The sequence below is a fragment of the Streptomyces sp. NPDC059828 genome (assembly GCF_042731955.1).
Classification (GTDB): domain Bacteria; phylum Actinomycetota; class Actinomycetes; order Streptomycetales; family Streptomycetaceae; genus Streptomyces.
Genome location: NZ_JBHWIW010000006.1, coordinates 35,097 through 61,171, shown reverse-complemented (window position 1 = coordinate 61,171; position 26,075 = coordinate 35,097). Strand labels below are relative to the sequence as shown.

The window sequence follows — 26,075 nt, the reverse complement described above, 5'->3', positions numbered from 1 at the left end:
GGGGGTCCGGACGGGCCGGGCAACCAGGGCAGCCCGGCGCCAGGGGCTGCCATCAGCCCCGCTCGCCACTCACCCCCGCGAGGTCCAGCGCCGACGCCACGCGCATCGCGACGTTCTCCGCGTACACCGCGTCCGCGCGTTCGAACGCAGGGCGGTTCACGGCGCGGACGAAGGTGAGGACACCGAGGGTGCGGCCACGGCTGCGGAGCACCGTGCACAGGGCGTGCACCGCGTCGCGGGGCCACTGGCGTTCCGCGGCCCAGGTCTCCGCGCGGGCGTTGGCACTGGCGCTCACCAGAACCGTGCCGATGCGGTCCAGTGCCTGGAGGGCCGGGTGTCCGGGGGTGTAGCGCACCGGGACGCCCGCACCCGCCACCCGCGCGACCGGTCCCGGTGCGCCGGACGGGGTCGCGGCGGCACGTACCAGCCGCTCGCCCGCCACGACATCGAACAGCGCATGGTCCGCGAAGCCCGCCAGGGCGAAGTCCACCTGGGCCGTCGCCGCCTCCATCGGGTCCTCGCACTCGGCGACCGCACGCGCCGCACGGTGCAGCTGGCTGTAGCGGAACCGCAGCCGGTCCGCCTCCTGTTCCCTGAGCTTGTCCTCCGTCACGTCCTGGAAGAGCCAGGCGGCACCCAGGGGCACGGGTTCCTCGGCGAGCGGCGAAGCCAGCCGCAGGAAGCCACTGCGCCAGCACCGCCTGCGCTGCTCGCCCGAGCGCAGGGTCACCCACAGTTCGGCCGGGGCGCCCGGGGCACCCTCGGCGAGCACATGGTGCAGGGCGCCTTCGAGTTCCTCCACGCCCTGGACGATGAGCTCGCCGAGCGGCCGGCCGAGCGGCGCGGTCCGCCCACCGGTGCCGAGCATCCGAGCCGCGCGCCTGTTGACGACCGTCGGCCGCAGATCCACGTCCACCAGGACGACCCCCCACGAGGCGTCGTCGAACAGTGCCTCACTGAGCGCGATCGAGCGCTCCAGATCGATCTGCGCGTGGACCTCGCTGAACGCGCAGTACACCCCGGCCGGCCCGCCGTCCGCCCCGCGCACCCCCGCGGACTGGGTGCGTACCAGCACCCGCCCGCCGTCCTTGCGCAGCAGCGCGAACTCGTGCACCTGACGCCCGGGCGCGTGCATCGAGGCCATCAGCCGCCCCTGCACCTCGTCGGCGTCGGCGGTACGGACCGCCCAGCCCGCGAATCCGGGACGTCCCACGGCCTCCGCGGGCGACCACCCGAGGATCCGTTCGGCCTCACGGTTCCAGTGTGTGAGGACGCCCTCCGCGTCGAACGCGCACAGCGCCGCGTCCATGCCGTCCAGCAGCGCGGCGAGCAGATCCGAGCCCGGTCCGGGTCCGTCCCGTTCGGACCCGCTGGCGCCTGGGCCGTCCCGCCCTGGCCCGTCAGGTCCCAACGCGCTGGTGGTCTCGCTCCTGGAAGCACTCATCCTGGCACCCCCTGCCGGACGTGTCCGCGCATGTCCGCGGTCCGTTGCCGCTCCGCTCCGTGGGCGGCACCCCGGCCATTCAACTGGAACGTGACACACGACACATGAATTTCGGGGAAATCGATGTGCCGTGCAGCCGGTCTCAAAAATGGGTTGAGCGTGGCTCCAGAGGTTCCTAATGTGGGTCACACGTTGGAAAGGAGGTGGTTCGGAAGTGATTTCTTACCGGACAAGCGAGGTGGCTGCGGGCTGACAGCCCGTTGTCGCACTCAGTGCACCGCGGCGGGTAGTCCTGCCGGAATCCAAGCAGTCACCGACCCGCGGGCTCGCCGGTATGTCCGGCCGGCCTCCTCCCCGGAGGAGACCAGAGCCCGCGGGTTTCTGCGTTTCCCCGCCCGCCTCCCGCCTTTCCCGCCCTCTCGTCCTCTCGTCCCTCGGTCAGGAACGGGCCGGGGGGCTTCCTGAGCTCGCCCAGCGGGGGCAGGTCAGGGTGCCAGGCGTTCCACCCGCCAGCGGCCCGCGCCCGGGCCTTCGCCCGGGGACGGCTCCGCCTCGCGTACGTACCGCAGCCGGTCGTGCAGCCGGTTCTCGTGCCCCTGCCAGAACTCCACCGTCTCCGGGGTGACCCGGTAGCCGCCCCAGTCCGTCGGTACCGGCACCTGCTCGCCCTCCGGATAGCGGGCCGCCAGCTCCTCGTATCGCCCCAGCAGCTCGGCGCGGGAGGGGATCACGGAGGACTGGGGGCTGGCCCAGGCTCCGAGCTGGGAGCCGTGCGGCCGGGTGCGGAAGTACGCGGCGGTCTCGTCGCGGCCGACCCGGGCCGCGGTGCCGCTGACGATGACCTGGCGGGTGAGCGGATGCCAGGGGAAGAGCAGCGAGACCCGCGGGTTGGCGTCGAGGTCGCGGCCCTTGCGGGAGCCGTAGTTCGTATAGAAGACAAAACCGCGGTCGTCGAAGTGCTTGAGCAGCACCGTGCGGGACGAGGGGCGGCCGTCGGGGGTGGCCGTCGACACGATCATGGCGTTCGGCTCGTGCAGATGGCCGGCCGCGGCGTCCTTGAACCAGCGGACGAACTGTTCCATCGGTTCCGCGGGCAGGTCCGCCTCTTCGAGGGGCGTCGAGCGGTAGTACTCACGCATGGCTGCGGGGTCCAGAGCGTCGGTCACGGGAGTCATCCTGCCGCAGCGGCGCAGTTTGCCCGGCACCGAGTGCCGCTAATCCTCAGGAACTAAATCGGCGCGGTGTGCCGGATGTCACGCTTCCCCGCACCAGGGTGATCGATCAAAATCGGGTGCTGGGCCACTGAGGCCTCCCTACGACGCGGTGCGGGTGACCACCCACCGCGCGGGGCATCACCCGGGTGACCCTCCCGGGCCGAAGCTTGTCTCGCACAACATCATGAGGAGCCGCCTGATGTCCGACTTCGTACCCGGACTTGAAGGAGTCGTCGCGTTCGAGACGGAGATCGCCGAACCCGACAAGGAAGGCAGCGCGCTCCGCTACCGAGGTGTGGACATCGAGGACCTCGTCGGCCACGTCTCGTTCGGAAACGTCTGGGGCCTGCTGGTCGACGGGGCGTTCAACCCCGGTCTCCCGGCCGCCGAGCCGTTCCCGATCCCGGTCCACTCCGGTGACATCCGCGTGGACGTCCAGTCGGCGATGGCCATGCTGGCACCCGTGTGGGGCCTGCGGCCCCTGCTCGACATCGACGTGGAGGAGGCCCGCGACGACCTGGCGCGGGCCGCCGTGATGGCCCTGTCGTACGTGGCACAGAGTGCACGCGGCCAGGGGCTGCCGATGGTGCCGCAGCGCGAGATCGACAAGGCCGAGTCCGTGGTCGAGCGGTTCATGATCCGCTGGCGCGGCGAGCCGGACCCCAAGCACGTCAAGGCCGTGGACGCGTACTGGACGTCCGCCGCCGAGCACGGCATGAACGCCTCCACGTTCACCGCCCGGGTCATCGCCTCGACCGGCGCGGACGTGGCCGCCGCCCTCTCGGGTGCCGTCGGCGCCATGTCGGGACCCTTGCACGGCGGTGCGCCGTCCCGCGTGCTCGGCATGATCGAGGAGATCGAGCGCACCGGTGACGCCGTGGCGTACGTGAAGAAGGCCCTGGACAAGGGCGAGCGGCTGATGGGCTTCGGTCACCGTGTGTACCGCGCGGAGGACCCGCGTGCCCGGGTGCTGCGCCGCACGGCCAAGGAGCTCGGCGCGCCGCGCTTCGAGATCGCCGAGGCGCTGGAGCGGGCGGCCCTGGAGGAGCTGCACAACCGCCGCCCGGACCGGATCCTCGCGACGAACGTGGAGTTCTGGGCCGCGATCATGCTGGACTTCGCCGAGGTCCCGGCGCACATGTTCACGTCGATGTTCACCTGCGCGCGTACGGCGGGCTGGTCGGCGCACATCCTGGAGCAGAAGCGCACCGGGCGGCTCGTGCGGCCTTCCGCCCGGTACATCGGCCCCGGCTCCCGCGACCCCCGCGACATCGAGGGCTACGCCGACATCGCCGGCTGAATCCGGCGCCGGCGCCCCGACGGGTGCTACGCCGCCCGCTCCACCAGCTCCGCGTGGTGGCGGGCGGCGACCAGCGGGTGCGCCCGCAGCTTGCCCTTGAGCTCGTTGCGCCCGTACTCCGCGAACAGCGGATTGGCCGGGTCCGCCGTGACACCGGGCGCGCCCGACGCGTACGGGAACGGCAGCGGGGCGATACGGGCGTCGAGCCGCGGGTTGTAGAAGAACGGCACCGAGTAGCGCTCGACGGCTCCGGGCGGGCTGACCACCCGGTGGTTGGTGGCGATCAGATAGCCGTTGGTGGCGACTTCCAGCAGCTCGCCCAGGTTCACGACGAACGCGCCGGGCATCGGCGGTACGTCATGGAAGGCACCGTCCTCCCGCTGCACCTGGAGCCCACCGACCCGGTCCTGGTGCAGCAGGGTGAGGAAGCCGTAGTCCTTGTGGGCGCCCACGCCCTGATCGGCGCCGTCGCCCGAGCTGCCCGGGTAGCGCACCAGCTTGAGGTGCAGATGGGCCTGATCGCCGAAGATGTCGTCGTAGAAGTCCGGCGGGGCACTGATCGAGGCGAGCAGCTCGTGCAGCAGCTTGTGCGCGACACCGCTGAGCCGCTCGATCCACCCGAGCGCGGCGGTCCGTAGCCCCGGCAGCGCGTCGGGCCACTGGTTGGGTCCCTCGAGCCACCAGTACGCGGGCTCGCCCGGCGCCGGAATGTGCGCGGGCCGCTCCGCGCCGATGTCCATCTGGTCCCGCCAGTCCCGGCTGCCACCGGTGCGCTCGTCGCCGATGCGGGTGTAGCCGCGGAAGTGCGGCGAATTGACGTTGTCGATGGCGAGCCGGTCCGCCTCGGGCAGCGCGAAGAAGGCCCGCATGGCGTCCGTCAGCGCATCGGTCTCGGCCTGGGTCACCCCGTGCCCGACGAGCTGGAAGAAGCCGACGTCATGGGCCGCACGGTGCAGCTTGGCGTGCAGTCCGGCGCGGGCTTCGGGGCCGCGGTCGGCCGCTGACAGGTCGATGACCGGGAGCTGCGCGTAGTCCTGGGAGCTCTGCGAGTGGATCAGGGAGAGAGACATGGGTGCGTCCGCTGTGGGTGTGTCCCGGCCACGGTCCCGTGATGTCGGGTGACTCGTACGACCGGCGGCGCCAGGATGCGGCGGGGCCGGAGGGCCGGAAAGGGTGGAGTGGGGCTTGGATCAGGCTGGGTCAGAGGTAAGCCCGACAGCCCATGCTCGTGACGCGGAGGAAGTCCACGTGGCGGCGTCGTACGAGCGGAAGCATGGGGCAAGGATACGCCGTGCCCGGGGCGCACGGCGGTGACCCGGGTCACACCCCCTGGCGGGCCCCGGCCTGCGGCCCACGAGCTGCCTCCTGTCGCCGGCCGGCCAACCCGGGCTCAGACCAGAACCTCCTCCAGCAGCGCCGCCCACTGCCCCACCACCCGCTTCCGCCGCGCCCGGTCATCCGTCAGCAGATTCGCGAGTCCGAGGCCGCGCGCCATGTCCAGCAGGCCCTGGACCGTCTCCCGTACTCCCGGGACCGACTCGTCCGCGCCGAGCAGCTCCACCGCGATGCGGTGGGTCTCGCGTCCGACGCGGGCCTCCAGTTCCGTGACGCGGTCGCGGAGCTGGTCCTCACTGGAGGCGGCGACCCACAGGTGGAGGGCGGCGCGGAAGAGGGGGCCCGTGTAGAGGTCGACCAGGGCCGCGACGACGGCCGGGCGGTCCGTGACCGGTAGGGCGCGCAGGGCGCTGGAGCGCTGCTCGGCGACGTATTCGACGGCCGCGGTGAAGAGGTCCTCCCGGGTCGGGAAGTGGTGTTGTGCCGCGCCCCGCGAGACCCCGGCCCGCTCGGCCACCACCGAGACGGTCGAGCCTGCCCAGCCGCGTTCGGCAAGGCAGGCCACCGCGGCCTCCAGAAGCCGCTGCCGGGTCACCCGGCTGCGGTCCTGCTTGGGGGAGGTCACAACACCCATGCGGGGTCCCGTCGTTCGAGGAAGGCCGTCATCCCCTCGCGCGCCTCCGCCGAGGCGAAGAGCGACGCCGAACGCTGGACCAGGTCCTCCGCGTCTCGGTCGAAGGTTTCCCGCACCCTAGCCGTGAGCAGCTGTTTCGTCGCCTCCAGGGCCACCGGCGAGGCCCTCCGGAAGCCGTCGAGTATGGGTGCGAGTGCCGTGACGGCCGTGTCATCGTCCTCGTCCACCGCGGTCAGCAGCCCCATCCGGGCGGCTTCGGCGGCGCCGAAGAGCTCGCCGGTCAGATAGTGGCGGGCGGCGGCACGCGGTTCCAGGCGCGGCAGCAGCGGCAGCGAGATCACCGCGGGGGCCACCCCGATCCGGACCTCCGTGAAGGCGAAGTCCGACGCCGCCGACGCGACGGCGATGTCGCAGGCGCCGACCAGGCCGAGGCCACCGGCCCGCACCCGGCCCGACACCAGGGCCACCACCGGCTTGGGCAGCTCGATGATCTGCCGCAGCAGGGCGACGAAGGTGTACGGGTTCGGCGGCTCCTTCAGGTCGGCGCCCGCGCTGAAGGTCGTGCCGGTGTGGGTCAGGACCACGGCCCGTACGGACGGGTCCTTCCCGCACGCCGCCAGGGCGTCGGCGAGCTCACCGACCAGCCGGGCCGAGAGTGCGTTGCGGTTGGCCGGTGAGTCGAGGGTCAGCGTCGCCGTCCCTCGCTCGGACGCCTTGGCGACCAGGGTCATGTGATGTTCTCCTTCTCACGGTCTTCGCGGTCGCTTTCGCGGGTGCGCAGTTCGCGCCGGAGGATCTTTCCGGACGCGGCTCGTGGTATCTCGCCGGTGAACTCGACGCGGCGGACCTTCTTGTACGGGGAGACGCGTTCGGCCACGTACCCCATCACGTCGTCGGGGCTGAGGTCGTCGGCGGTCGGCTGCCGTACGACGTACGCCTTCGGGATCTCGTTGCCGTCGCCGTCGTACACGCCGATCACGGCCGCGTCGGCGATGCCCTCATGGGTGAGGAGCAGGGCTTCCAGCTCGGCCGGGGCGACCTGGAAGCCCTTGTACTTGATGAGTTCCTTCACCCGGTCGACCACGAACAGCCAGCCGTCCTCGTCGACCCGCCCGATGTCGCCTGTGTGGACCCAGCCGTCGGGGTCGATCATCGCGTCGGTGGCGTCGGGCCGCCCGAGGTAGCCCTTCATCACCTGCGGGCCGCGGATCGCGATCTCGCCTTCCTCGCCGGGCCCGGCGTCGCGGTCCGGGTCGTCGAGGGACAGCAGCCGCATCTCGGTGTTCGGCAGCAGCTTGCCGACCGTGCCGGGCGGCGGGGCCGGGGCGTCCAGCGGTACGACATGGGTGCCGGGCGACAACTCGGTCATGCCGTAGGCCTGGAGCACGGGCGGCAGCCCGAGCCGGGCCGCGCAGGCCTGGGCGAGCCGGGCGTCGAGCGGGGCGGCTGCGCTGACGATGTACTCCAGCGAGGACAGGTCGTAACGCGCAACGGCCGGGTGCTTGGCGAGCGCGAGCACGATCGGCGGGGCCACGTACAGACCGTTGATGCGGTGCTTCTCGATCGCAGCGAGGAACTGGTCGAGGTCGAAGCGCGGCAGCACGATGACGGTGGCGCCGTGCTTCAGGGGGGCGTTCATCAGGGCGGTGAGGCCGTAGATGTGGAAGAACGGCAGCACGGCGAGTATCCGGTGGCCGGGCTTCATCGGGATGAGCGGCTCGAGCTGGGCGAGGTTGGTGGCGATGGAGCGGTGGGTGAGCATGACGCCCTTGGGGACGCCGGTGGTGCCCGACGAGTACGGGAGGGCCGCGAGGTCGTGGGCGGGGTCGATGGCGATGTCCGGCTCGGGCGCGGTGGAGCCGAGCATCCCGAGGATCGAGCGGTGCCCTTCCGCCTCGTCGCAGACGAAGATCTCCTCGATGCCGCCGACGAGTTCGGCGGCTCTGCGGGCGGTCTCGATCAGCGGGGAGACGGTGACGATCCAGCGGGCGGAGGAGTCACGGAGCTGTTTGGCGAACTCCTCCGCCGTGGCGAGCGGATGCACGGTGGTGACGGCCGCACCGGCGCGGGTGGCGGCGTAGAAGACCGCCGGGTAGGCGACCGTGTTGGGGCTGTGCAGGGCGAGTACGTCGCCCTTGCGCACACCGGCCTCGGCGAGTGCCGCGGCGATGCGACGGTGGAACGTGTCGAGCTGTGCGTAGCTGATCGTCATGTCGCCCGCGCCGTCGATCAGCGCGGGTGCGTCCCCGTACTCGGCCGCGCGGCCCAGAACGGCGTCGTGGATGGGGAGGGAGACGACCGGGACGTTCGCGTACTCGCTGCTGAACACCATCACAGCCCCTTCGCTCGGCATCGACTCCACGTGGAGTCGACAGGTCGTGGCCGCCAGAATGTCTCCTCTCAGTAGGACTTGGGGAGACCCAGGGACTGATGGGATATGTAGTTGAGGATCATTTCCCGGCTGACCGGTGCGATCCGGGCGACCCGGGAGGCCGTGATCAGCCGCGCCAGGCCGTACTCGCGGGTGAGGCCGTTGCCGCCGAGGGTGTGCACGGCCTGGTCGACGGCCTTCACACAGGCCTCGCCCGCCGCGTACTTGGCCATGTTCGCCGCCTCGCCCGCGCCCGCGTCGTCGCCCGCGTCGTACAGCGCCGCCGCCTTCTGCATCATCAGCCGGGCGAGCTCCAGCTCGATGTGCGCCGTGGCCAGGGGGTGGGCTATGGCCTGGTGGGCGCCGATGGGGGCTTTCCAGACCTGGCGCTCCTTGGCGTAGGAGATCGCCCGCGCGAGTGCGTAGCGGCCCATGCCGATGGCGAAGGCGGCGGTCATGATCCGCTCGGGGTTGAGCCCGGCGAACAGCTGGAGCAGCCCGGCGTCCTCATCACCCACCAAGGCATCGTGCGGCAGCACGACATCGTCGAGGGTGAGCTCGAACTGCTTCTCGTGGGACTCGAGTTGCATGTCGATCTGCGCGCGCCCGAAGCCGGGGGCGTCACTCGGGACGATGAAGAGGCAGGCCTTGAGCTTGCCGGTGCGGGCGTCCTCGGTACGGCCGACGACGAGCGTGGCGTCGGCGATGTCGACGCCGGAGATGAACACCTTGCGGCCGGTGAGCACCCAGCCGTCCTCGGTCCTGCGCGCGGTGGTGGTGATCCGGTGGGAGTTCGACCCGGCGTCGGGCTCGGTGATGCCGAAGGCCATGGTGCGGCTGCCGTCGGCGAGTCCCGGCAGCCAGGCCTGCTTCTGCTCCTCGGTGCCGAAGCGGGCGATGACCGTGCCGCAGATGGCGGGCGAGACCACCAGCATCAGCAGTGGGCAGCCGGCCGCGCCCAGTTCCTCCAGCACGATGGACAGCTCGGCCATGCCGCTGCCGCCGCCGCCGTACTCGACGGGGAGGTTGACGCCGAGGTAGCCCAGCTTGGCGGCCTCGGACCACAGGGCCTCGCGGTCGTGGGCCGCTCCGTGGCGCTGCCCGAGTGCGGCCACGGCGGCGCGCAGTCCGGCCTGTTCTTCGCTCTCGATGACGCTGCTCACGTTCAGGCTCTTGCTCATGAGGTTTCGTCCTCCTGTACGACGGCGAGAAGGGCGCCGACCTCGACCTGGAGACCGGGGACGGCGTGGAGCGCAGTGAGCGTGCCGGCGGCGGGAGCGGAGATCCGGTGCTCCATCTTCATCGCCTCCAGCCAGACGAGCGGCTGCCCCGCGGTGACCCGCGCGCCGGTGGCGAGGCCATCGGCGACACGGACGACGGTGCCGGGCATGGGTGCCAGCAGCGAGCCGGGCTCGAGCTGGGCGGTGGGGTCGGGGAAGCGGGGTGCTTCCGTCAGGGTGTACGCCGCTGTCGCGGTGTCCACGTGGATACGGTCTCCGTACCGGCTGACCTCGAACGCGCGGCGCACGCCGTCGACTTCGAGGTGTACGGCATCAGGTGTCGCGTCGGCGACCCGCACTCCGGGGAGGTCCACGGCCTCGGTGCCTGTATGGGTGGTCCGGTAGCTGACCTCGTGTTCCGTGCCGTCCGCCACCGCCATATAGCGCTTGGTCTGCGGCTGGGACGGGAGGTTGCGCCAGCCGCCGATGCGACCGGTGACACTGCCCGCGTCGCGACGCGCTGCCGCGTCCGCCAGGGCGGCGGCGAGCGCGGCGGTCTCCGTACCGTCGCCGGTGGTGGTCAGCCCGGGCAGCCGGCGGTCGTAGAAGCCGGTGTCCATCCGGGCCTCGCGGAACTCGGGGTGCCGCAACGACCGTACGAGCAGTTCCCGGTTGGTGACCGGGCCGTGCACCCGGGCCCGCTCCAGTGCCCCGGCCAGTTTGCGCACCGCCTCGGCGCGGGTCGGTGCCCAGGCGACGACCTTGGCGAGCATGGCGTCGTAGTGGACGCCGATGGCGTCGCCGTCCGTGAACCCGGTGTCGAGACGGACTCCCGAGTCGGCGGGCAGGGCCAACCGGTGCAGGGTGCCGGTCTGCGGGGCCCAGCCACGGGCGGGGTCCTCCGCGTAGAGGCGGGCCTCGACGGCATGGCCTTGGGCGGTGGGCTGCTCGGCCGGGAGCGGCTCGCCTTCGGCGACCCGGATCTGCAGGGCGACCAGATCGATCCCGAAAACCGCTTCGGTGACGGGGTGTTCGACCTGGAGGCGGGTGTTCATCTCGAGGAAGTGCGCCGTGCCGTCGGCGATCAGGAACTCCACCGTGCCCGCACCCCGATAGTCCGTCGCGCGGGCGGCGCGTACGGCCATCTCGGCCAGTGCGGAGCGGAGTTCGTCGTCGAGCCCGGGGGCCGGTGCCTCCTCGATCACCTTCTGGTGGCGGCGCTGGAGGGAGCAGTCGCGGGTGCCGAGTGCCCACACGGCGCCGTGGGCGTCGGCGAGTATCTGCACCTCGACATGGCGGCCGTTCTCGACATACGGCTCGACGAAGACCTCGCCGTCGCCGAAGGCGCTGAGCGCCTCCGCCCGAGCCGCCACCAACTCGGACTTGAGCTCGTCCAGTTGGCGTACGACCCGCATACCGCGACCGCCACCGCCCGCTGCGGCCTTCACCAGCACCGGCAGTTCGGCTTCGGTGATCGCGTCCTCGGCCAGGGGGGCGATCCCCATCAGCTGCTTGGCCCGGGTCTTGGACGCCATCGCCTCGATGGCCTGTGGCGGGGGACCGATCCACACCAATCCGGCGTCCATGACGGCACGGGCGAAGTCGGCGTTCTCGGAGAGGAATCCATAGCCGGGGTGCACGGCGTCCGCGCCTGCCGCCAGGGCCGCCTTCACGATCAGGTCCCCGCGCAGATACGTCTCCGCGGGGGCCGACCCCGGCAGCCGCACGGCCGCGTCGGCCTCCCGTACGTGCAGGGCGTCGGCGTCCGCGTCCGAGTACACGGCGACGGTGGCGATGCCCAGCTCACGGCAGGTGCGGAAGACTCGGCAGGCGATCTCGCCGCGGTTGGCGACGAGCAGTGTCTCGATCATCGGAGATTCCGAGGTCATCGGGGTCATGGGAGTCATCGCGGTCATCAGGGCCTCACATCCGGAAGACGCCGAAGCCGCCACGGGCGCCTTCGACCGGGGCCGTGTGGATGGCGGACAGGCAGATCCCGAGAACGGTGCGGGTGTCGCGCGGATCGATGACACCGTCGTCGTAGATGCGCCCGGACAGGAACGCGGGCAGCGACTCCGCCTCGATCTGCTGCTCCACCATCGCCCGCAGGGCGGCGTCCGCCTCGTCGTCGTACGGCTGCCCCTTCGCGGCGGCGGACGCCCGGGCCACGATCGACAGCACACCGGCGAGCTGCTGCGGGCCCATGACCGCGGACTTGGCGCTGGGCCAGGCGAAGAGGAAGCGCGGATCGTAGGCCCTGCCGCACATGCCGTAGTGCCCGGCGCCGTACGACGCGCCCATGAGGACGGACAGGTGCGGGACCTTGGAGTTCGACACCGCGTTGATCATCATCGCGCCGTGCTTGATGATCCCGCCCTGCTCGTACTCCTTGCCGACCATGTAACCGGTGGTGTTGTGCAGGAAGAGCAGGGGGATGTCGCGCTGGTTGGCTAGCTGGATGAACTGCGCGGCCTTCTGCGACTCGGCGCTGAACAGCACACCCTGCGCGTTGGCGAGGATGCCGACGGGGTAACCGTGCAGCCGGGCCCAGCCGGTCACCAGGCTGGTCCCGTAGAGGGGTTTGAACTCGTCGAAGTCCGAGGCGTCCACGAGCCGGGCGATCACCTCGCGCGGGTCGAAGGGAGTCTTGAGGTCCTCGGGGATGATGCCGAGCAGCTCCTCGCCGTCGTACTTGGGCGGCTCCGCGGCGGCCGGGTCGGGGTGCGCCTTGCGGTGGTTGAGCCGGGCGACGATACGACGGGCGTGGCGCAGGGCGTCGAGCTCGTCGACGGCGTAGTGGTCGGCGAGCCCGGAGGTGCGGGCGTGCATCTCTGCGCCGCCGAGCGACTCGTCGTCGCTCTCCTCACCGGTGGCCATCTTCACCAGCGGCGGCCCGCCGAGGAAGACCTTCGACTGCTCCTTGATCATGACCGTGTGGTCGGACATCCCGGGCACGTACGCCCCGCCCGCGGTCGAGTTGCCGAAGACCACGGCGATGGTGGGGATTCCGGCGGCGGACAGCCGGGTGAGGTCGCGGAACAGCGCGCCGCCCGGGATGAAGATCTCCTTCTGGCTGGGCAGGTCCGCGCCACCGGACTCGACCAGGCTGACGAGGGGCAGCCGGTTGGCGAACGCGACCTCGTGGGCCCGCAGGATCTTCTTGAGGGTCCAGGGGTTGCTGGCGCCGCCGCGTACGGTCGGGTCGTTCGCCGTGACCAGGCACTCGACGCCCTCGATGGTGCCGATCCCGGTGACGATGGAGGCGCCGACGGGATAGTCGCTGCCCCAGGCGGCGAGCGGTGACAGCTCGAGGAACGGTGTGTCCGGGTCGAGCAGCAGCTCGATGCGCTCCCGGGCGAGCAGCTTGCCGCGCCCCCGGTGCCGGGCGATGTACTTCTCGCCGCCGCCCGCGAGGGCTTTGGCGTGTTCGGTGTCGAGTGCGTCCAGCTTGGCGAGCATGGCGGCGCGCTGGGCGGCGTATTCGGGAGACGTGCTGTCCAGTGTGCTGGCGAGTACGGTCACGGGGTCACCTCCGGTGCGGGGGTCGACGCGGGAGTCTTCTCGGGTGCGGTCACAGCAGGGACTCCGGGATCTCGACATGCCGCGCCCGCAGCCACTCCCCGAGGCCCTTCGCCTGGGGGTCGAAGCGCGCCTGGGAGGCGACGCCCTCGCCGAGCAGCCCGCGGACGACGAAGTTCAGCGCCCGCAGGTTCGGCAGGACATGCCGTTCGATGGTCAGGTCAGCCGCCTCCGGAAGGAGTTCGCGAAGGCGCGGCACGGTCAGCTCATGGGCGAGCCAGCGCCACGCGGCATCCGTGGCGACCCACACGCCCACATTGGCGTCCCCACCCTTGTCGCCGCTGCGGGCCCCGGCCACCAGGCCCAGCGGTGCGCGGCGCACCGGACCGGGCGGCAGCGACGCGGGCAGCTCCGGCTCCGGGACCGGCGCGAGCTCCTGGGTGCGGTGCGGTGCCGTGACGGCCAGCCGCTGCCCGTCCGGCAGTACGGCGATGTGCGCGACCGACCCCGCGTCCGCGTAGGCCGTGTCGAACACGCCGTAGGGCGCGCCCTTGCCGGGCGGAGCCGTCACATGGAAGCCGGGGTAGCTGCCGAGCGCCAGCTCGATCGCGGCGCCGCTGACCACCCGGCCCACGGCCGCCGCGTCCGGGTCCCGGACCACGAGCCTCAACAGGGCGCTGGCCGTCTCCTCCGTGCCCGCGTCAGGCCGATCGGTGCGGGCCAGCTCCCAACGGATCTGCCGAGGGCGGGACTTGGCTCGGTCGAAGGCGTCCTCGACCTGTGCCCGCACCAGCTCCGCCTTGGCCTCGACATCGAGACCGGTGAGCACGAACACCACCTCGTTGCGCCAGCCGCCCAGCTTGACCAGACCGGTCTTCAGCGTGGGCGGCGGTGCCTCGCCACGCACCCCGGAGACCCTGACCCGGTCGGGTCCTTCCTGCGTGAGCCGTACGGAGTCGAGGCGGGCGGTGACGTCGGGGCCCGCGTAACGGGCGCCCCCGGTCTCGTACAGGAGCTGCGCCGTGACGGTGCCGATGTCCACGACCCCACCCGTGCCGGGGTGCTTGGTGATCACAGACGAGCCGTCGGCATACAGCTCGGCGACCGGGAATCCGGGTCGCCGCAGGTCATGCCCATGGGAAAGCCCGGCGAAGAAGGCGTAGTTGCCCCCCGTCGTCTGGGTCCCACACTCCAGCAGATGCCCGGCGACCACGGCGCCCGCGAGCGCGTCGTCATGTCCGGGGTCGCCCGGCCGCCAGCCGAAGTGCCACTGGGCGGGCCCGGTGACGAGGGCGGCGTCGGTGACCCGGCCGGTGACGACGACATCCGCCCCGGCGCGCAGGCACTCGGCGATCCCGCCGCCGCCGAGGTAGGCGTTGGCGGCGAGCGCGTCCGGGAAACGGGCGGAGAGGTCGTCGCCCTCGACATGGGCGACACGCACCGGCACCCCGACCCGGCCGGCCAGTTCACGCACGGCGTCGGCGAGGCCGGCGGGGTTCAGCCCGCCCGCGTTGGCGACGATCCGCACCCCGCGCTCGTGGGCGAGCCCGAGGCCCTCTTCGAGCTGCCGCAGGAAGGTCTTCGCGTAGCCGAGGCGGGGGTCCTTCATCCGGTCGCGGCCGAGGATGAGCATGGTGAGCTCGGCAAGGTAGTCGCCGGTGAGGACGTCGAGTTCGCCGCCGGTGAGCATCTCGCGCACGGCATCGAAACGGTCACCGTAGAAGCCGGAGGCGTTGCCGATCCGCAGCGGCTCCCCCGGTGTCCCGCGTGCGGGCTGTCGCGCGAGCTCCTTTGCGGGCCCGGCGGGCTCTGCGGGCTCTGCGGGCTCTGCGGGCTCTTGTGCGGGCTCCCCCACCGCTCAGGCCCCCTTCGGCGTACGGCCCTGACCGGCCGGCCCTGCGAAGGCCTGCGCGATGTCCAGCCACGCGTCCGCGTCCGCGCCCTCCGCCCGTACGGCGAGATCGTCGCGGTGCGCCCGCTGGGTCACCAGCAGGCAGAAGTCCAGGGCCGGCCCGGTGACCTTCTGGGGCGCGTCATCCGGCCCGTATGTCCACAACTCGCCACCGGGCCCGGTGAGCTCCACCCGGAACTGCCCCTGCGGTGGTTCGAGTCCGCGTACGAAGTAGGCGTAGTCGCGGGCGCGGACCCCGATGTGCGCGATATGCCGCAGCCGGGTGCTCGGTTCGCGTACGACCCCGAGGGCGTCGGCGATGTCCTGGCCGTGTGCCCAGGTCTCCATCAGCCGGGCGGTGGCCATCGATGTGGCGCTCATGGGCGGTCCGTACCAGGGGAAACGCGACCCGGGAGGAGCGGCGCGCAGCGCCTGCTCCAGCCGCTCACGGCCCTCGCGCCAGCGGGTGAGCAGCTCGGCGGGCGGCTGCCCCGCTCCGGCTTCGGCCGCGCGGTCGACGAAGGCGTCGGGCTCGGTGAGGGCCTTCTCGACGTGCTTGGCGAACGCACCCGCGTCGGTGACGGCGAGCAGCGCGACCTCGTCGGTCCAGGCGAGGTGGGAGATCTGGTGGGCGATGTCCCACCCGGGGGCCGGCGTGGCCGCGGCCCAGCGTTCCTCACCCAAGTCGGCGACGATCCGGTCGAGTTCCTCGCTCTCCGTACGCAGGTCGTCGAGCACGACGGCAGGGTCGGACACAGTGCGCTCCCCTCGGGACATGTCCCTCGGCCTCCGGCATGGGACCAGTGCCCCGGAGCATGGCAGCGCGCACAGAAACAATCAAGCGTGCTTGCTTTACTTTTTTCCCGGGTTTCCCGTGGCCGCCTCGCGGGGTTCTCCCCGATCGGCCCCGCGGGCGCGACGCGTCTGCGTGCGCACCGCCCCCATGCTGGCAGCGATGACCAGCGCGATCGCCAGTACATCGGCCCAGGACAGGGCCTGGTCGAGCAGCAGGAACCCGGCCGTCGCGGCCACCGCCGGTTCCAGGCTCATCAGCACGGCGAAGGTCTGCGCGGGGAGCCTGCGCAGCGCGAGAAGTTCCAGCGTGTACGGCAGCACGGACGACATCAGCGCGACCGCGAGCCCGAGCCCGATCGTGGACGGCACCAGGAGCGCGTCACCCGCCACGGCGATCCCGAGCGGCAGACTGAGCACCGCCCCGACGCCCATGGCGAGGGCCAGCCCGTCCGCCTGCGGGAAGCGGCGCCCGGTGCGGGCGCTGAAGACGATGTACGCGGCCCACATCACGCCCGCCGCGAGGGCGCAGGCCACTCCGACCGGATCCAGCCCGGCCCCGCCGAACCCTCCGCCGCCGAGCAGGGCGACACCGCCGAGGGCCAGCCCGGCCCACAGGAGGTTGATGAGCCTGCGTGAGACCAGCACCGAGAGCGTGAGCGGTCCCAGCACTTCCAGGGTGACGGCCACCCCCAGCGGGATACGCTCCACGGCCTGGTAGAAGACCATGTTCATGGCCGCCATGGCGGTACCGAAAGCGAGCACCGTCCCCCAGTCGGCCCGGCCGTACCCACGCAGCCGGGGCCGGCAGACCAGCAGCATGACGGCGGCACCGAGCACGAGCCGCAGGGTGACCACCCCTACGGCGCCCGCGACCGGCATCAGCATCACGGCGATGGCGGCGCCGAACTGCACGGACAGCGCTCCGGCGACGACGAGGGCGACGGGCCCGAACCCCCCGGCCCCAAGGTGCCCACCCGGCGCTCCGGCCAGCGAGCCGGCGGCCTCGGGCAGCGCGACGGTGGCGGCGGCAGCCTGTTCCGTGCCCGTGCCGGTACCCGGGCCTCCACTCACCGCTTCCACCGCTCCCCGATCCCTTCGTGCCACGTACAGGTTTCCCTCCTCCACGCTACGCACCTCCCGCGTCGCGCGTGAAATGCATTCTGGTCTGCGGTTATGCTCCGCACGCATGAGCATCGAGCTGCGTCATCTGCGCTGCTTCCTCGCCATCGCGGAGGAACGGAACCTCACCAGGGCAGCCGCCGCACTGCACCTCACCCAGCCCGCCGTCTCACGCACACTGGCCGCCCTGGAACACCATCTCGGCGTCCGGCTCGTCGACCGCTCCACCCACCACCTCGACCTCACCCCCGAAGGCCGCGCCTTCCGCGACAAGGCCGCGGCGGCCGTCACCGCCTTCGAGGACGCCATCGACACCAGCCTGCTGCGCCGCCGTCCTCTACGGCTCGGGCACGCCTGGGCGGCACTCGGCCCGTACACCACCCCCCTGCTGCGACGCTGGCAGCAGGAGCACCCGGACACCCCGCTGGAGCTGCTGCGCATCGACGACCGCACGGCGGGCCTCGCCCGTGGCGAGGTGGACGCGGCGGTGCTGCGCGGGCCGGTCGACACGCCCGGTCTCGTCACCGAACTGCTCTTCACCGAACCGCGCGTGGCGGCGATCACCTCCGACGGCCCGCTCGCGGAGCACACCACGCTCACCCTCGCGGACCTGGCCACCGAGCCCATCGTGCTCAACCCGGTCGCAGGAACGACGACGCTCGATCTGTGGCCCTCCGACGCCCGTCCGCCGTCGGCCGTGACCGTCGCCAACACCGACGACTGGCTGACCGCCATCGCGGCGGGCCGGGGAGCGGGGGTCTCATCGACCTCGACGGAGTCCCTGTATCCGCGCCCCGGAGTGACCTACCGCCCCCTGACCGACGCACCGACCGTCCCGGTCCTCCTGGCCTGGCGGGCCGGCGCCCCCCATCCCTCGGTCGGAGCACTGGTACGGCTGGCCCGTGAACTCATCCGCCGGCACTGAGCCGTGACGCACCCGCAGACCCGCGCCCTCCAGACCCCTGAGGAGACGTCACCTGTATGGCCACCCGAAGTCGCGGCGCCCTTCCGCGCACCGGAAGCTGGCCTGGCAACCGACCGCCTCCAGCCCTGGGAGCCTCATCGTGCCTCGCCTCAAGCAAGCCGCCAGGACCGTGGGCGCGGGACTGGCCGTCGCCCTTCTGATGGGCGCTCAGCCCGCCTCGGCCGCCGATGACACGGTGGACCCGTCAGGACGCGAGAGACACGAGAGGGACAGCGGTTCGTCCGGACCGGACGGGCGGGACAAGGGGGAGGAGGTCTTCGTCCTGCTGGCACGGACAGCGCAGAACAGCTTCATCGATGTCGACGGCTCCGGCGAGCTCTCCCAGGGGGACGAGTTCATCAACGGCGGCGCGCTGCTCCGGAACGACGACGAGGTCGGCACGTACGGCGAGGTCTGCACACTGACCCGAACGGCTCCCGGTGACGAGTACGACATGCAGTGCCTGGCCACCCTGAAGCTCTCCAAGGGCGCCCTCACCCTCCAGAGCCTGATCACGTTCACCGGGACGGACGCCGGCGAGATCACCTTCGCGATCAACGGCGGCACGGGCAAGTACCGCAAGGCCCGGGGCTTCGTCGACGCGGTCAACATCAGCGATACGGAGACCCGGCTCACGGTCCACCTCAGCGACTGAACAGCCTTTGGACGGGCCCGTGGATGTCCTTGCGGGGAGGTGAGCAAAGACACCGGCACACAGTCCCGCCCCGAGAACCACACCGCACACGCCTGGAGATGGAGATCCGGCGCCGCCTCGGGCCGTCGTGCGCGGCGGCAGGGGCGCGGTCTCGGGCACGACGGGAGTTCCGTGCGGCGCCGGCCGTGCAGAGGGCCGCGGAACACCCTCAACTGCGTGCGGAGTTGGGAAAAACGCTGACGGAAGCAGGGGCGGACAGAAAGCGAGCGGGTGCCACCGGCACTTCCCGCGGATCGCCTTCGACCACGCATCTCCCCGGCCGCGGCCCGTCACCCCTCGATACGATGAGCCATGCCCCACCCCCGACTGATCGCCACCGACCTCGACGGCACCCTTCTGCGCCGGGGCGGAAGCATCTCACCGCGCACCGTGCGCGCCCTGCGCGCCGCCGTGGACGCCGGGGCAGAGGTGGTCATCGTCACCGCCCGCCCGCCGCGCTACATCGACGCCGTCGCCGTCGCGACCGGGGTGACCGGGATCGCGGTGTGCAGCAACGGCGCGCAGCTGTACGACATCGCGCCCCGTACCGTCATCAGCTCCCGCGACCTGTCCCTTCTCACCGCCCGCCGCGTGGCGACGATGCTGGCCGAGTCAGCGCCCGGCCTCGGCTTCGCCGTGGAGACCGGCCACCAGATCCGGTACGAACCGGCCTACCAGCTCCGCCACGGGGAGCACCTCGGCGCCGAGTCCCCCGTGGCCTCGCTGGCCGACCTGTGGCTGCTGGACACACCCATCGTCAAGCTCCTCGCCCACTCCACCCGGTTCGAGGCGGAGGCACTGGTCGCCCTGGCCGAGCAGGCGGCCGGCGGAGAAGCCCAGTTCACCCACTCGGGCGGGCGCGGCCTCCTGGAGATCAGCGCGGCGGGCGTCACCAAGGCCGCCGCCCTCGCGGCCCTGTGCGCCGAGCGGGGCATCAGCGCATCCGAGGTCGTCGCCTTCGGGGACATGCCCAACGACCTCTCGTTCCTGGGCTGGGCGGGCACGGGCTACGCCATGGGGAACGCCCACCCGGACGTGCTCGCGGCCGTGGCCCGGCACACGGTGACCAACGAGGAGGACGGTGTGGCGCGGGTGCTGGAACAGCTCTTCACCTGAGCGGGCTCAACCGCCCCTGTGCAGCTACCGTGTGGGAATACTCGACCGGGGGTCAACGGGGGGAACTGTGACGAGGGTGGACTATGTCAGACGGGGGCGCCTGCACCCCTGCCCCGGATGCGGGCTCACGGACCGCGTGACGGCGGTGCCCGCCGTGTACCGGTCCGGCCTGGACACCGTGGCCGAGGTGTCGACCAACAGCGAGGGGCACCGCACGGTGCGCTCGGTGAGCACCGGACTGACCAAGGGACTGGCGCCCGCTCCGCCGGCGAGCCCCAACGGGTGGGGCTGCCTCGGCGTGGTCGCCGTCCTCGCGGCCATCGGCACGTTCGTCGGCGGGGCCCTGGGCGGTGAGTGGTTCGAGGACGAACCGGCCTCGCCCAAGGACTTCTACGGTTCGGGGTTCGTGAACGGCCCGGCGCCCGAGACCACCGCGCACCAGCCCGAGTTCCTGTTCCTGGCCTGGATTTCGGCGATCGCCCTGGTCGCCGCGGTCCTGCTGCTCCTCATGGCCGCCAGGCACCGCGCCGCCTCCCGCAGGATCGCAGCCGGTCAGCCCGCCGCGGAGGCCGTGTGGTCGGACGCCTGGTACTGCACGCGCTGCGGCACCGTCCACTTCCCGGACGGCCCCGGACTGCCACGCGGCGCCCTCAGCCTGCGCGAGTTCCGCGTGCTGGTGTGGGATGCCGGGGGATACGGGCACCTGGTGGAGCGCCATCCGGTGGTGTGAGACGCGCGTGGCCCAGGGGGCGGGCTCAGCCTCGGGGGAACTCGTCGGTCGTGACGCCGGGTTCGAATGGTGCACCGCTGAGGTCGACGTCCGTGCCGAAGAGTGGGACACGCCCGCAGCACCGCACCGGGATTCCGCCGGAGTCGGCTCACCGGTCGACCCCTTCTCCAAGGCCCTCCGCTTCCAGCCCCTCCGCCAGCACCTCCGCCAGATGCCGCCCCCTCCGTCCCGCCAGCTGCTCCAGCTGCGTGCGGCAGGAGAAGCCGTCCGCCAGCACCACCGCAGCGCCGCCCGCCGCCACGGCGGCCCGGACCGAGGGCAGCAGCCGGTCCTCGGCGCAGGCCACCGACACCGCGTAGTGGCCGCGTTCGAAGCCGAAGTTGCCGGCGAGGCCGCAGCAGCCACCGCTCAGCTCTCCGGTGAGGCCGGCGCGGTCGCGCAGACGGCGTTCCGGGGCGTCGCCCAGGATGGCGTGCTGGTGGCAGTGGGTCTGGCCGACCACCGGGCGGTCGACGCGGGGCGGGGTCCATGAGGGGGCGTACTCCTCCAGGGCGCCCGCGAAGGTGCGTACGGAGTCGGCCAGGGACCGGGCGCGCGGGTCTTCGTGGAGCAGCTCGGGCAGGTCGGTCCTGAGGGTCGCCGCGCAGCTCGGTTCGAGTACGACGACGGGGGCTCCGCGGTCCAGGGCCGGGGCCATGGTGTCCAGGGCGCGGCGCATCACGGTGCGGGCGCGGTCGAGTTGGCCGGTCGAGACGTAGGTCAGTCCGCAGCAGACCGGGCCCGGCGGCAGGGACACCTCGAGTCCGGCCGCCTGGAGCACGGCGACCGCCGCGCGGCCCACCGAGGGCGAGAGGTGTTCGGTGAAGGTGTCGGGCCACAGCACAGGACCGTCGACGGCCCCTTCCCGCACCGCGCCTTCGCCACCGCGCCACCAGGACGTGAAGGTGCGGCGCGCCAGGACCGGCAGGTCACGCTCGGGCGCCACACCCGACAGGCGTTTCACCAGCGCGGCCAGCGGCGGGATCCGGGCCGCGGCGTTGAGGGCCGGGGCGTACGGGGCGGCGGCGCGCAGCCACTGCGGCAGGCGTCCCATCGTGTAGTGCGCCGCGGGCCGTCTGCGGCCGGCATAGTGGTGGTGCAGGAACTCCGCCTTGTACGTGGCCATGTCGACGCCGACCGGGCAGTCACTGCGGCAGCCCTTGCAGGACAGGCACAGGTCGAGCGCGTCCCGTACCTCCCGCGACCGCCAGCCGTCCGTCACCACCTCGCCGGCCAGCATCTCGTGCAGCAGCCGGGCCCGGCCACGCGTGGAGTGCTGCTCAGCGCCGGTCGCACGGAACGACGGACACATCACGTCGGGCCCCGGACTGCCGTCCGCCACACGGCATTTGGCGACACCCACACAGCGCCTCACCGCCCCCGCGAAGTCCCCGCCGTCCTGCGGATAGCCGAACTCCACGTCGACCGGAGTCCCCGGCAGCACGGCGAACCTGAGGTTCTCGTCCAACCGGGCCGGTCGGACCAGCATGCCCGGGTTGAGCCCGCCAGCCGGGTCCCACAGGTCCTTGAACCGGCCGAAGAGGCCCACCAGTTCGTCCCCGTACATCCTCGGCAGCAGCTCCGCCCGCGCCTGTCCGTCCCCGTGCTCGCCCGACAGCGAGCCGCCGTGCGCCACCACGAGACCGGCCAGGTCCTCCGAGAAGTCACGGAAGCGCCGTACCCCCGGCGGGCTCAGCAGGTCGAAGTCGATACGGACATGGATGCAGCCGTCGCCGAAGTGCCCGTACGGTGTGCCGCGCAGGCCGTGCTGGGCCAGCAGTCTCCTGAAGTCCCGCAGATAGGAGCCGAGCCGGGCCGGGGGCACCGCGCAGTCCTCCCAGCCGGGCCAGGCCTCGGTGCCGTCCGGCATACGCGTGGCGGTGCCGGCCGCGTCCTCCCGTACCCGCCACAGCGCCCGTTGCCCGGCCGGGTCGGTGACCACGGCGCCGTCCAGCGCGTCGGCGGCCCGAAGGACCTCCTCCGCGTGTGTCCTGGCCTCGGCGGCGGTGGCGCCGCCCGTCTCCACGAACAGCCAGGCACCGCCCCGGGGCAGCGCGTCCGGTTCGGGCACGAGGTCGGCCGCCATGCCCTCCACGGTCAGCGGCCGCAACGGCAGCAGACCGGGCGTCGCGTCGGCGGCGGCGGACTCGTCCGCGTAGCCGATCACCGCGAGGGCGCGGTGCGGCGGGGACTCGACGAGCCGTACGGTCGCCTCCGTCAGCACCGCCAGCGTGCCCTCACTGCCGCAGAAGGCGCGGGCGAGATCGGCGCCGTTCTCGGGCAGCAGGGCGTCAAGCGCATAGCCGGAGATGCGGCGGGGCAGTCCCTGGGGAAAGCCGGTCCGCAGCAGGGCCAGATGGCGGTCGACCAGCTCTCGCAGCCCGGTCGGCGCGGACCCGGGATCCTCCAGGCCGCCACTGCCACCGCCGCGTCCGAGGCGCAGGCGCCTGCCCCCGTAGGTCACCACCGACAGTCCGTGAACGTTGTCCGCGGTGGTCCCCCAGGCCACCGAGTGGGAGCCGCAGGCGTTGTTGCCGATCATCCCGCCGAGCGTGCAGCGGCTGTGGGTGGAGGGATCGGGCCCGAACGTCAGTCCGTGGGCACCCGCGGCGGCACGCAGCGTGTCGAGCACCGCGCCAGGCTGGACCACCGCCGTGCGGGACCGCGGATCCACGTCGACGACGGCGTTCATATGGCGGGTGAAGTCGAGCACCACACCCGTGCCCGTGGCCTGCCCCGCGATCGAGGTCCCGGCGCCGCGCGCCACCACCGGCACCTCGTGGCCGCGGCAGACGGCCAGCGCGGCGGCGACGTCGTCCGCGTCGCGCGGGGCGACGACACCGTCAGGGACGCGGCGGTAGTTGGACGCGTCCATGGTCATCAGCGCCCGCGCGGCCGAGGTGAAGTCCACCTCTCCGCGCAGGGCGGCTCTGAGGTCGCGTTCCAGCGCCCCGCGGTCCCGCTCAAGCCCCGCAAGGTCCCGCGCCAGGCCCGCAAGGTCCCGCGCCAGGCCCGCCATGAGCCTCCTCCTCTGCTACCGCCCTGCCGCCATGCGCCCAGCCTGCTCCTGCTCACGCCTTCCCGCCCGCACGATCGGGTGAACCCCCTCCGTGCACGGTGCCCGTCCCGGCCCACGCGTCGCCCCGTCCCGTTCGTGCACACGCCCGTGCACGCCACGGCGTCCCGACCCGTGATCAGTTGTCTCATCCGCCGGACAACGCCCCCTGCGACCTGGCAGAACCGACTAGGCTCCGGCTCGTGGCCGATATCCAGATTCCCGCTGACATCAAGCCCGCCGACGGCCGTTTCGGCGCAGGCCCCTCCAAGGTGCGGACGGAGGCGCTGGACGCCCTGGCCGCCACCGGTACGTCTCTGCTCGGTACGTCCCACCGCCAGGCCCCGGTCAAGAACCTGGTCGGCGCGGTGCGTGAGGGAGTGTCCGAGCTGTTCCAGCTCCCCGACGGCTACGAGGTGATCCTCGGCAACGGCGGCTCCACCGCCTTCTGGGACATCGCGACGCACGGTCTCATCGAGAACAAGTCGCAGCACCTCACCTTCGGCGAGTTCTCGTCGAAGTTCGCCAAAGCCGCGAAGCTGGCCCCCTGGCTGGCCGAGCCGACCGTAATCTCCTCGGACCCGGGTACGCACCCTGAGCCGCGTGCCGAGGCGGGCGCCGACGTCTACGCCTTCACCCACAACGAGACCTCGACCGGTGTCGCCGCCCCGCTCAAGAGGGTCGCGGGGGCCGACGACGGCGCGCTGGTGCTGGTGGACGCCACGTCCGGCGCCGGTGGTCTGCCGGTCGACATCGCCGAGACCGATGTCTACTACTTCGCGCCACAGAAGTCCTTCGCCTCCGAAGGCGGCCTGTGGATCGGGGTGTTCTCGCCCGCCGCGCTGGAGCGTGCCGAGCGGATCCATGCCTCCGGGCGGCACGTCCCGGAGTTCTTCAGCCTCCCCACGGCGATCGACAACTCCCGCAAGAACCAGACCTACAACACCCCGGCGCTGTCGACTCTCTTCCTGCTCAACGAGCAGCTCAAGTGGATCAACGGCCAGGGCGGTCTGGACTGGGCGGTGCGCCGCACGGCCACCTCCGCACGGGCGCTCTACGGCTGGGCCGAGGAGTCGAAGCACGCGGCGCCGTTCGTCGCCGACCCGGCGAAGCGCTCGCAGGTCATCGGCACCGTCGACTTCTCGGACGAGATCGACGCGGCGGCGATCGCGAAGGTGCTGCGCGCGAACGGGATCGTGGACACCGACCCGTACCGCAAGCTGGGGCGCAACCAGCTCCGGGTCGCGATGTTCCCGGCGATCGACCCGGCGGACGTCCAGGCCCTGACGGCCTGCGTCGACTACGTCATCGAGAAGCTGTAGACGGACGACGTACGACTCCACCCGTAGCGAGGGCCCGGCCACATAGGCCGGGCCCTCGCCGGCGTTCGCCGTGCGCACTGTGGTGCCAGTTACGTGTAGGTAGCGTGTAGGCCGCGTGTGCGTACGGCTGATATCCGCCCTATCGGGCGCCCTGCTCCCTCCCTACGATCGGCAGCGATCCGACGCAGTGCCATGCGCGTCATGGGATCGGCTGGACCCCCCACGGTTCACCACGTGCATCAACTGCATCGCGTGCACCACCGATAGGCCACCGACCACCATCACCGATCGGAGCGCTCAGCATGCCCCGTGCCTTACGCACCGGCGCCGCCGTCACGGCGGTACTCGCCTCCACACTCGTCGCCGGCAACGCCGGCACCGCCAGCGCATCGAGTGCCACCATCGTCGCGCCCCCGGACAAGATCGTCATCGAGATCGCCACGGTGAACGGATCAGGGTGCAAGGAGGGGACCGCCGCGGTCGCGGTCTCCCCGGACAACACCGCGTTCACCGTCACCTACAGCGACTACCTGGCCAAGGTCGGGGGCAACGCCGACCCCACCGACTTCCGCAAGAACTGCCAGCTCAACCTGATCGTCCATGTCCCGTCGGGCTTCACCTACGCCGTCGCCAGCGCGGACTACCGCGGCTACGCCGCCCTCCAGCGCGGCGCCAGCGCCATCCAGAAGGCCTCCTACTACTTCCAGGGTTCGCCCGACACGGCGGCCAGGAACCACAACTTCGTCGGGCCGTACGACGACAACTGGCAGGCCACCGACACCACCGAGTGGGGGCAGCTGGTCTGGGCCCCCTGCGGTGTGAAGCGCAACTTCAACATCAACACCGAACTCCGGGTGAAGGCGGGCACGTCCAGCCCGTCGAAGGTCAGCTTCATGACGATGGACTCGACGGACGGCGAGATCAACACCGTGTACCGGCTGGCCTGGAAGGAGTGCCCGGAGGGCTGACCTGATCTGACCCGAGCGAGCACCGCAGAGCAAGCACAGCAGAGCAAGCAGAGCTGAACGGAACCGAACAGAACGCCGCACCACGGCCCCGAGGCCCAAGGTGCGCGAACCATGGCGCGGGCCCGGGGCCCGCCCGGTCGGGACGATGTCTCCCCGCTCCCGACCGGGTGCCCCGGGCTCCGGCTTTTGACGCCAGGCGGGCGCCGAGCTCGCCCGTATCTGCTGGCACACGTCGCGGCGGCACATGGTCCGGCATCCCGGACATGGACGACGGGCAGCTGCCGAAGAGCGGCGAATCGGCCTGGCACAGGCTCAGTTCAGGCACGGTTCCACGGCGGCGACGTG

At 71.9% G+C, this 26,075-nt stretch carries 20 protein-coding genes; 7 read left to right on the top strand and 13 right to left on the bottom strand.

What is annotated here, in order from left to right; translation table 11 throughout:
* Nucleotides 1–52 precede the first annotated feature (52 nt).
* Both ACFV6V_RS05590 and pdxH read right to left on the bottom strand, forming a co-directional pair.
* Nucleotides 53–1,444, bottom strand: a complete 1,392-nt coding sequence (locus ACFV6V_RS05590) for a PAS domain-containing protein (RefSeq protein ID WP_385559510.1) — start codon at nucleotides 1,442–1,444, stop codon at nucleotides 53–55.
* Nucleotides 1,445–1,929: 485 nt separating this feature from the next.
* Nucleotides 1,930–2,619, bottom strand: coding sequence for a pyridoxamine 5'-phosphate oxidase (gene pdxH / locus ACFV6V_RS05585; RefSeq protein ID WP_385559507.1), 690 nt, complete (start codon nucleotides 2,617–2,619; stop codon nucleotides 1,930–1,932).
* A gap of 238 nt (nucleotides 2,620–2,857) precedes the next feature.
* On the opposite strand from pdxH, the gene ACFV6V_RS05580 reads away from it, so the two are divergent.
* Nucleotides 2,858–3,958 carry a citrate synthase 2 gene (locus ACFV6V_RS05580; RefSeq protein ID WP_361279925.1) on the top strand — a complete coding sequence of 367 codons (1,101 nt, stop codon included), beginning with the start codon at nucleotides 2,858–2,860 and terminating at the stop codon, nucleotides 3,956–3,958.
* Between the two features lie 26 nt (nucleotides 3,959–3,984).
* Here ACFV6V_RS05580 and ACFV6V_RS05575 read toward each other — a convergent pair whose 3' ends face one another.
* The 10 genes from ACFV6V_RS05575 to ACFV6V_RS05530 form a co-directional block, all read right to left on the bottom strand.
* Nucleotides 3,985–5,028: an isopenicillin N synthase family dioxygenase gene (locus ACFV6V_RS05575; protein ID WP_385559503.1), complete on the bottom strand. Its 1,044-nt coding sequence runs from the start codon at nucleotides 5,026–5,028 to the stop codon at nucleotides 3,985–3,987.
* Nucleotides 5,029–5,348: 320 nt separating this feature from the next.
* Nucleotides 5,349–5,927, bottom strand: a complete 579-nt coding sequence (locus tag ACFV6V_RS05570; protein ID WP_361279922.1) for a TetR/AcrR family transcriptional regulator — start codon at nucleotides 5,925–5,927, stop codon at nucleotides 5,349–5,351.
* On the bottom strand, nucleotides 5,915–6,658 hold the full coding sequence (locus ACFV6V_RS05565; RefSeq protein WP_385559501.1) for an enoyl-CoA hydratase family protein: 744 nt from the start codon (nucleotides 6,656–6,658) through the stop codon (nucleotides 5,915–5,917). The genes ACFV6V_RS05570 and ACFV6V_RS05565 overlap by 13 nt, the downstream gene beginning before the upstream one ends.
* On the bottom strand, nucleotides 6,655–8,259 hold the full coding sequence (locus tag ACFV6V_RS05560; RefSeq protein ID WP_385559499.1) for a 4-coumarate--CoA ligase family protein: 1,605 nt from the start codon (nucleotides 8,257–8,259) through the stop codon (nucleotides 6,655–6,657). The genes ACFV6V_RS05565 and ACFV6V_RS05560 overlap by 4 nt, the downstream gene beginning before the upstream one ends.
* Nucleotides 8,260–8,327: 68 nt before the next feature.
* The gene (locus tag ACFV6V_RS05555; protein ID WP_385559497.1) at nucleotides 8,328–9,479 is read right to left on the bottom strand and encodes an acyl-CoA dehydrogenase family protein; all 1,152 of its coding nucleotides are present in this window, start codon (nucleotides 9,477–9,479) and stop codon (nucleotides 8,328–8,330) included.
* Complete coding sequence (locus tag ACFV6V_RS05550) at nucleotides 9,476–11,389, bottom strand: biotin carboxylase N-terminal domain-containing protein (protein WP_385559793.1); 1,914 nt, start codon at nucleotides 11,387–11,389, stop codon at nucleotides 9,476–9,478. Before ACFV6V_RS05550 ends, ACFV6V_RS05555 begins: the two co-directional genes overlap by 4 nt.
* A 52-nt stretch (nucleotides 11,390–11,441) precedes the next feature.
* A complete protein-coding gene (locus ACFV6V_RS05545; RefSeq protein ID WP_385559495.1) occupies nucleotides 11,442–13,040 on the bottom strand; it encodes an acyl-CoA carboxylase subunit beta in 1,599 nt (532 codons plus the stop codon).
* Nucleotides 13,041–13,089: 49 nt separating this feature from the next.
* Complete coding sequence (locus tag ACFV6V_RS05540) at nucleotides 13,090–14,784, bottom strand: acyclic terpene utilization AtuA family protein (protein WP_385559791.1); 1,695 nt, start codon at nucleotides 14,782–14,784, stop codon at nucleotides 13,090–13,092.
* Between the two features lie 111 nt (nucleotides 14,785–14,895).
* Nucleotides 14,896–15,684 carry a TIGR03084 family metal-binding protein gene (locus tag ACFV6V_RS05535; RefSeq protein ID WP_385559492.1) on the bottom strand — a complete coding sequence of 263 codons (789 nt, stop codon included), beginning with the start codon at nucleotides 15,682–15,684 and terminating at the stop codon, nucleotides 14,896–14,898.
* 96 nt (nucleotides 15,685–15,780) lie between these two features.
* Nucleotides 15,781–16,734, bottom strand: coding sequence for a DMT family transporter (locus ACFV6V_RS05530; RefSeq protein WP_385559789.1), 954 nt, complete (start codon nucleotides 16,732–16,734; stop codon nucleotides 15,781–15,783).
* A 175-nt stretch (nucleotides 16,735–16,909) separates the two neighbouring features.
* On the opposite strand from ACFV6V_RS05530, the gene ACFV6V_RS05525 reads away from it, so the two are divergent.
* The 4 genes from ACFV6V_RS05525 to ACFV6V_RS05510 all read left to right on the top strand — a co-directional run bounded on the left by ACFV6V_RS05525 (nucleotide 16,910) and on the right by ACFV6V_RS05510 (nucleotide 20,346).
* Nucleotides 16,910–17,767, top strand: a complete 858-nt coding sequence (locus ACFV6V_RS05525) for a LysR family transcriptional regulator (RefSeq protein WP_385559489.1) — start codon at nucleotides 16,910–16,912, stop codon at nucleotides 17,765–17,767.
* A 139-nt stretch (nucleotides 17,768–17,906) separates the two neighbouring features.
* Nucleotides 17,907–18,461: a hypothetical protein gene (locus tag ACFV6V_RS05520; protein ID WP_385559486.1), complete on the top strand. Its 555-nt coding sequence runs from the start codon at nucleotides 17,907–17,909 to the stop codon at nucleotides 18,459–18,461.
* 351 nt (nucleotides 18,462–18,812) lie between these two features.
* Nucleotides 18,813–19,616 (top strand): Cof-type HAD-IIB family hydrolase, encoded by an 804-nt coding sequence (locus tag ACFV6V_RS05515; protein WP_385559484.1) that lies wholly within the window; start codon nucleotides 18,813–18,815, stop codon nucleotides 19,614–19,616.
* Between the two features lie 76 nt (nucleotides 19,617–19,692).
* Nucleotides 19,693–20,346 (top strand): hypothetical protein, encoded by a 654-nt coding sequence (locus tag ACFV6V_RS05510; protein WP_385559482.1) that lies wholly within the window; start codon nucleotides 19,693–19,695, stop codon nucleotides 20,344–20,346.
* A gap of 148 nt (nucleotides 20,347–20,494) precedes the next feature.
* Here the strand turns inward: ACFV6V_RS05510 and ACFV6V_RS05505 are convergent, their stop codons facing one another.
* Nucleotides 20,495–23,404 (bottom strand): FAD-binding and (Fe-S)-binding domain-containing protein, encoded by a 2,910-nt coding sequence (locus ACFV6V_RS05505; protein ID WP_385559479.1) that lies wholly within the window; start codon nucleotides 23,402–23,404, stop codon nucleotides 20,495–20,497.
* Between the two features lie 239 nt (nucleotides 23,405–23,643).
* Here ACFV6V_RS05505 and serC point away from each other — a divergent pair, with 239 nt between their 5' ends.
* Entirely contained in the window at nucleotides 23,644–24,762 is a 1,119-nt protein-coding gene (gene serC, locus ACFV6V_RS05500) for a phosphoserine transaminase (protein WP_385559477.1), read from the top strand.
* Nucleotides 24,763–25,064: 302 nt separating this feature from the next.
* A complete protein-coding gene (locus ACFV6V_RS05495) occupies nucleotides 25,065–25,730 on the top strand; it encodes a DUF4360 domain-containing protein (RefSeq protein WP_385559474.1) in 666 nt (221 codons plus the stop codon).
* Nucleotides 25,731–26,075 lie beyond the last annotated feature (345 nt).

What these genes read in the sequence shown, in the direction of transcription:
- ACFV6V_RS05565 (WP_385559501.1), bottom strand. Translation starts at nt 6,658, where the DNA reads ATGACCCTGGTCGCCAAGGCGTCCGAGCGAGGGACGGCGACGCTGACC.
- ACFV6V_RS05555 (WP_385559497.1), bottom strand. Translation starts at nt 9,479, where the DNA reads ATGAGCAAGAGCCTGAACGTGAGCAGCGTCATCGAGAGCGAAGAACAG.
- ACFV6V_RS05570 (WP_361279922.1), bottom strand. Translation starts at nt 5,927, where the DNA reads ATGGGTGTTGTGACCTCCCCCAAGCAGGACCGCAGCCGGGTGACCCGG.
- pdxH (WP_385559507.1), bottom strand. Translation starts at nt 2,619, where the DNA reads ATGACTCCCGTGACCGACGCTCTGGACCCCGCAGCCATGCGTGAGTAC.
- ACFV6V_RS05550 (WP_385559793.1), bottom strand. Translation starts at nt 11,389, where the DNA reads ATGATCGAGACACTGCTCGTCGCCAACCGCGGCGAGATCGCCTGCCGA.
- ACFV6V_RS05575 (WP_385559503.1), bottom strand. Translation starts at nt 5,028, where the DNA reads ATGTCTCTCTCCCTGATCCACTCGCAGAGCTCCCAGGACTACGCGCAG.
- ACFV6V_RS05505 (WP_385559479.1), bottom strand. Translation starts at nt 23,404, where the DNA reads ATGGCGGGCCTGGCGCGGGACCTTGCGGGCCTGGCGCGGGACCTTGCG.
- ACFV6V_RS05515 (WP_385559484.1), top strand. Translation starts at nt 18,813, where the DNA reads ATGCCCCACCCCCGACTGATCGCCACCGACCTCGACGGCACCCTTCTG.
- ACFV6V_RS05495 (WP_385559474.1), top strand. Translation starts at nt 25,065, where the DNA reads ATGCCCCGTGCCTTACGCACCGGCGCCGCCGTCACGGCGGTACTCGCC.
- ACFV6V_RS05590 (WP_385559510.1), bottom strand. Translation starts at nt 1,444, where the DNA reads ATGAGTGCTTCCAGGAGCGAGACCACCAGCGCGTTGGGACCTGACGGG.
- ACFV6V_RS05525 (WP_385559489.1), top strand. Translation starts at nt 16,910, where the DNA reads ATGAGCATCGAGCTGCGTCATCTGCGCTGCTTCCTCGCCATCGCGGAG.
- ACFV6V_RS05560 (WP_385559499.1), bottom strand. Translation starts at nt 8,259, where the DNA reads ATGGTGTTCAGCAGCGAGTACGCGAACGTCCCGGTCGTCTCCCTCCCC.
- ACFV6V_RS05580 (WP_361279925.1), top strand. Translation starts at nt 2,858, where the DNA reads ATGTCCGACTTCGTACCCGGACTTGAAGGAGTCGTCGCGTTCGAGACG.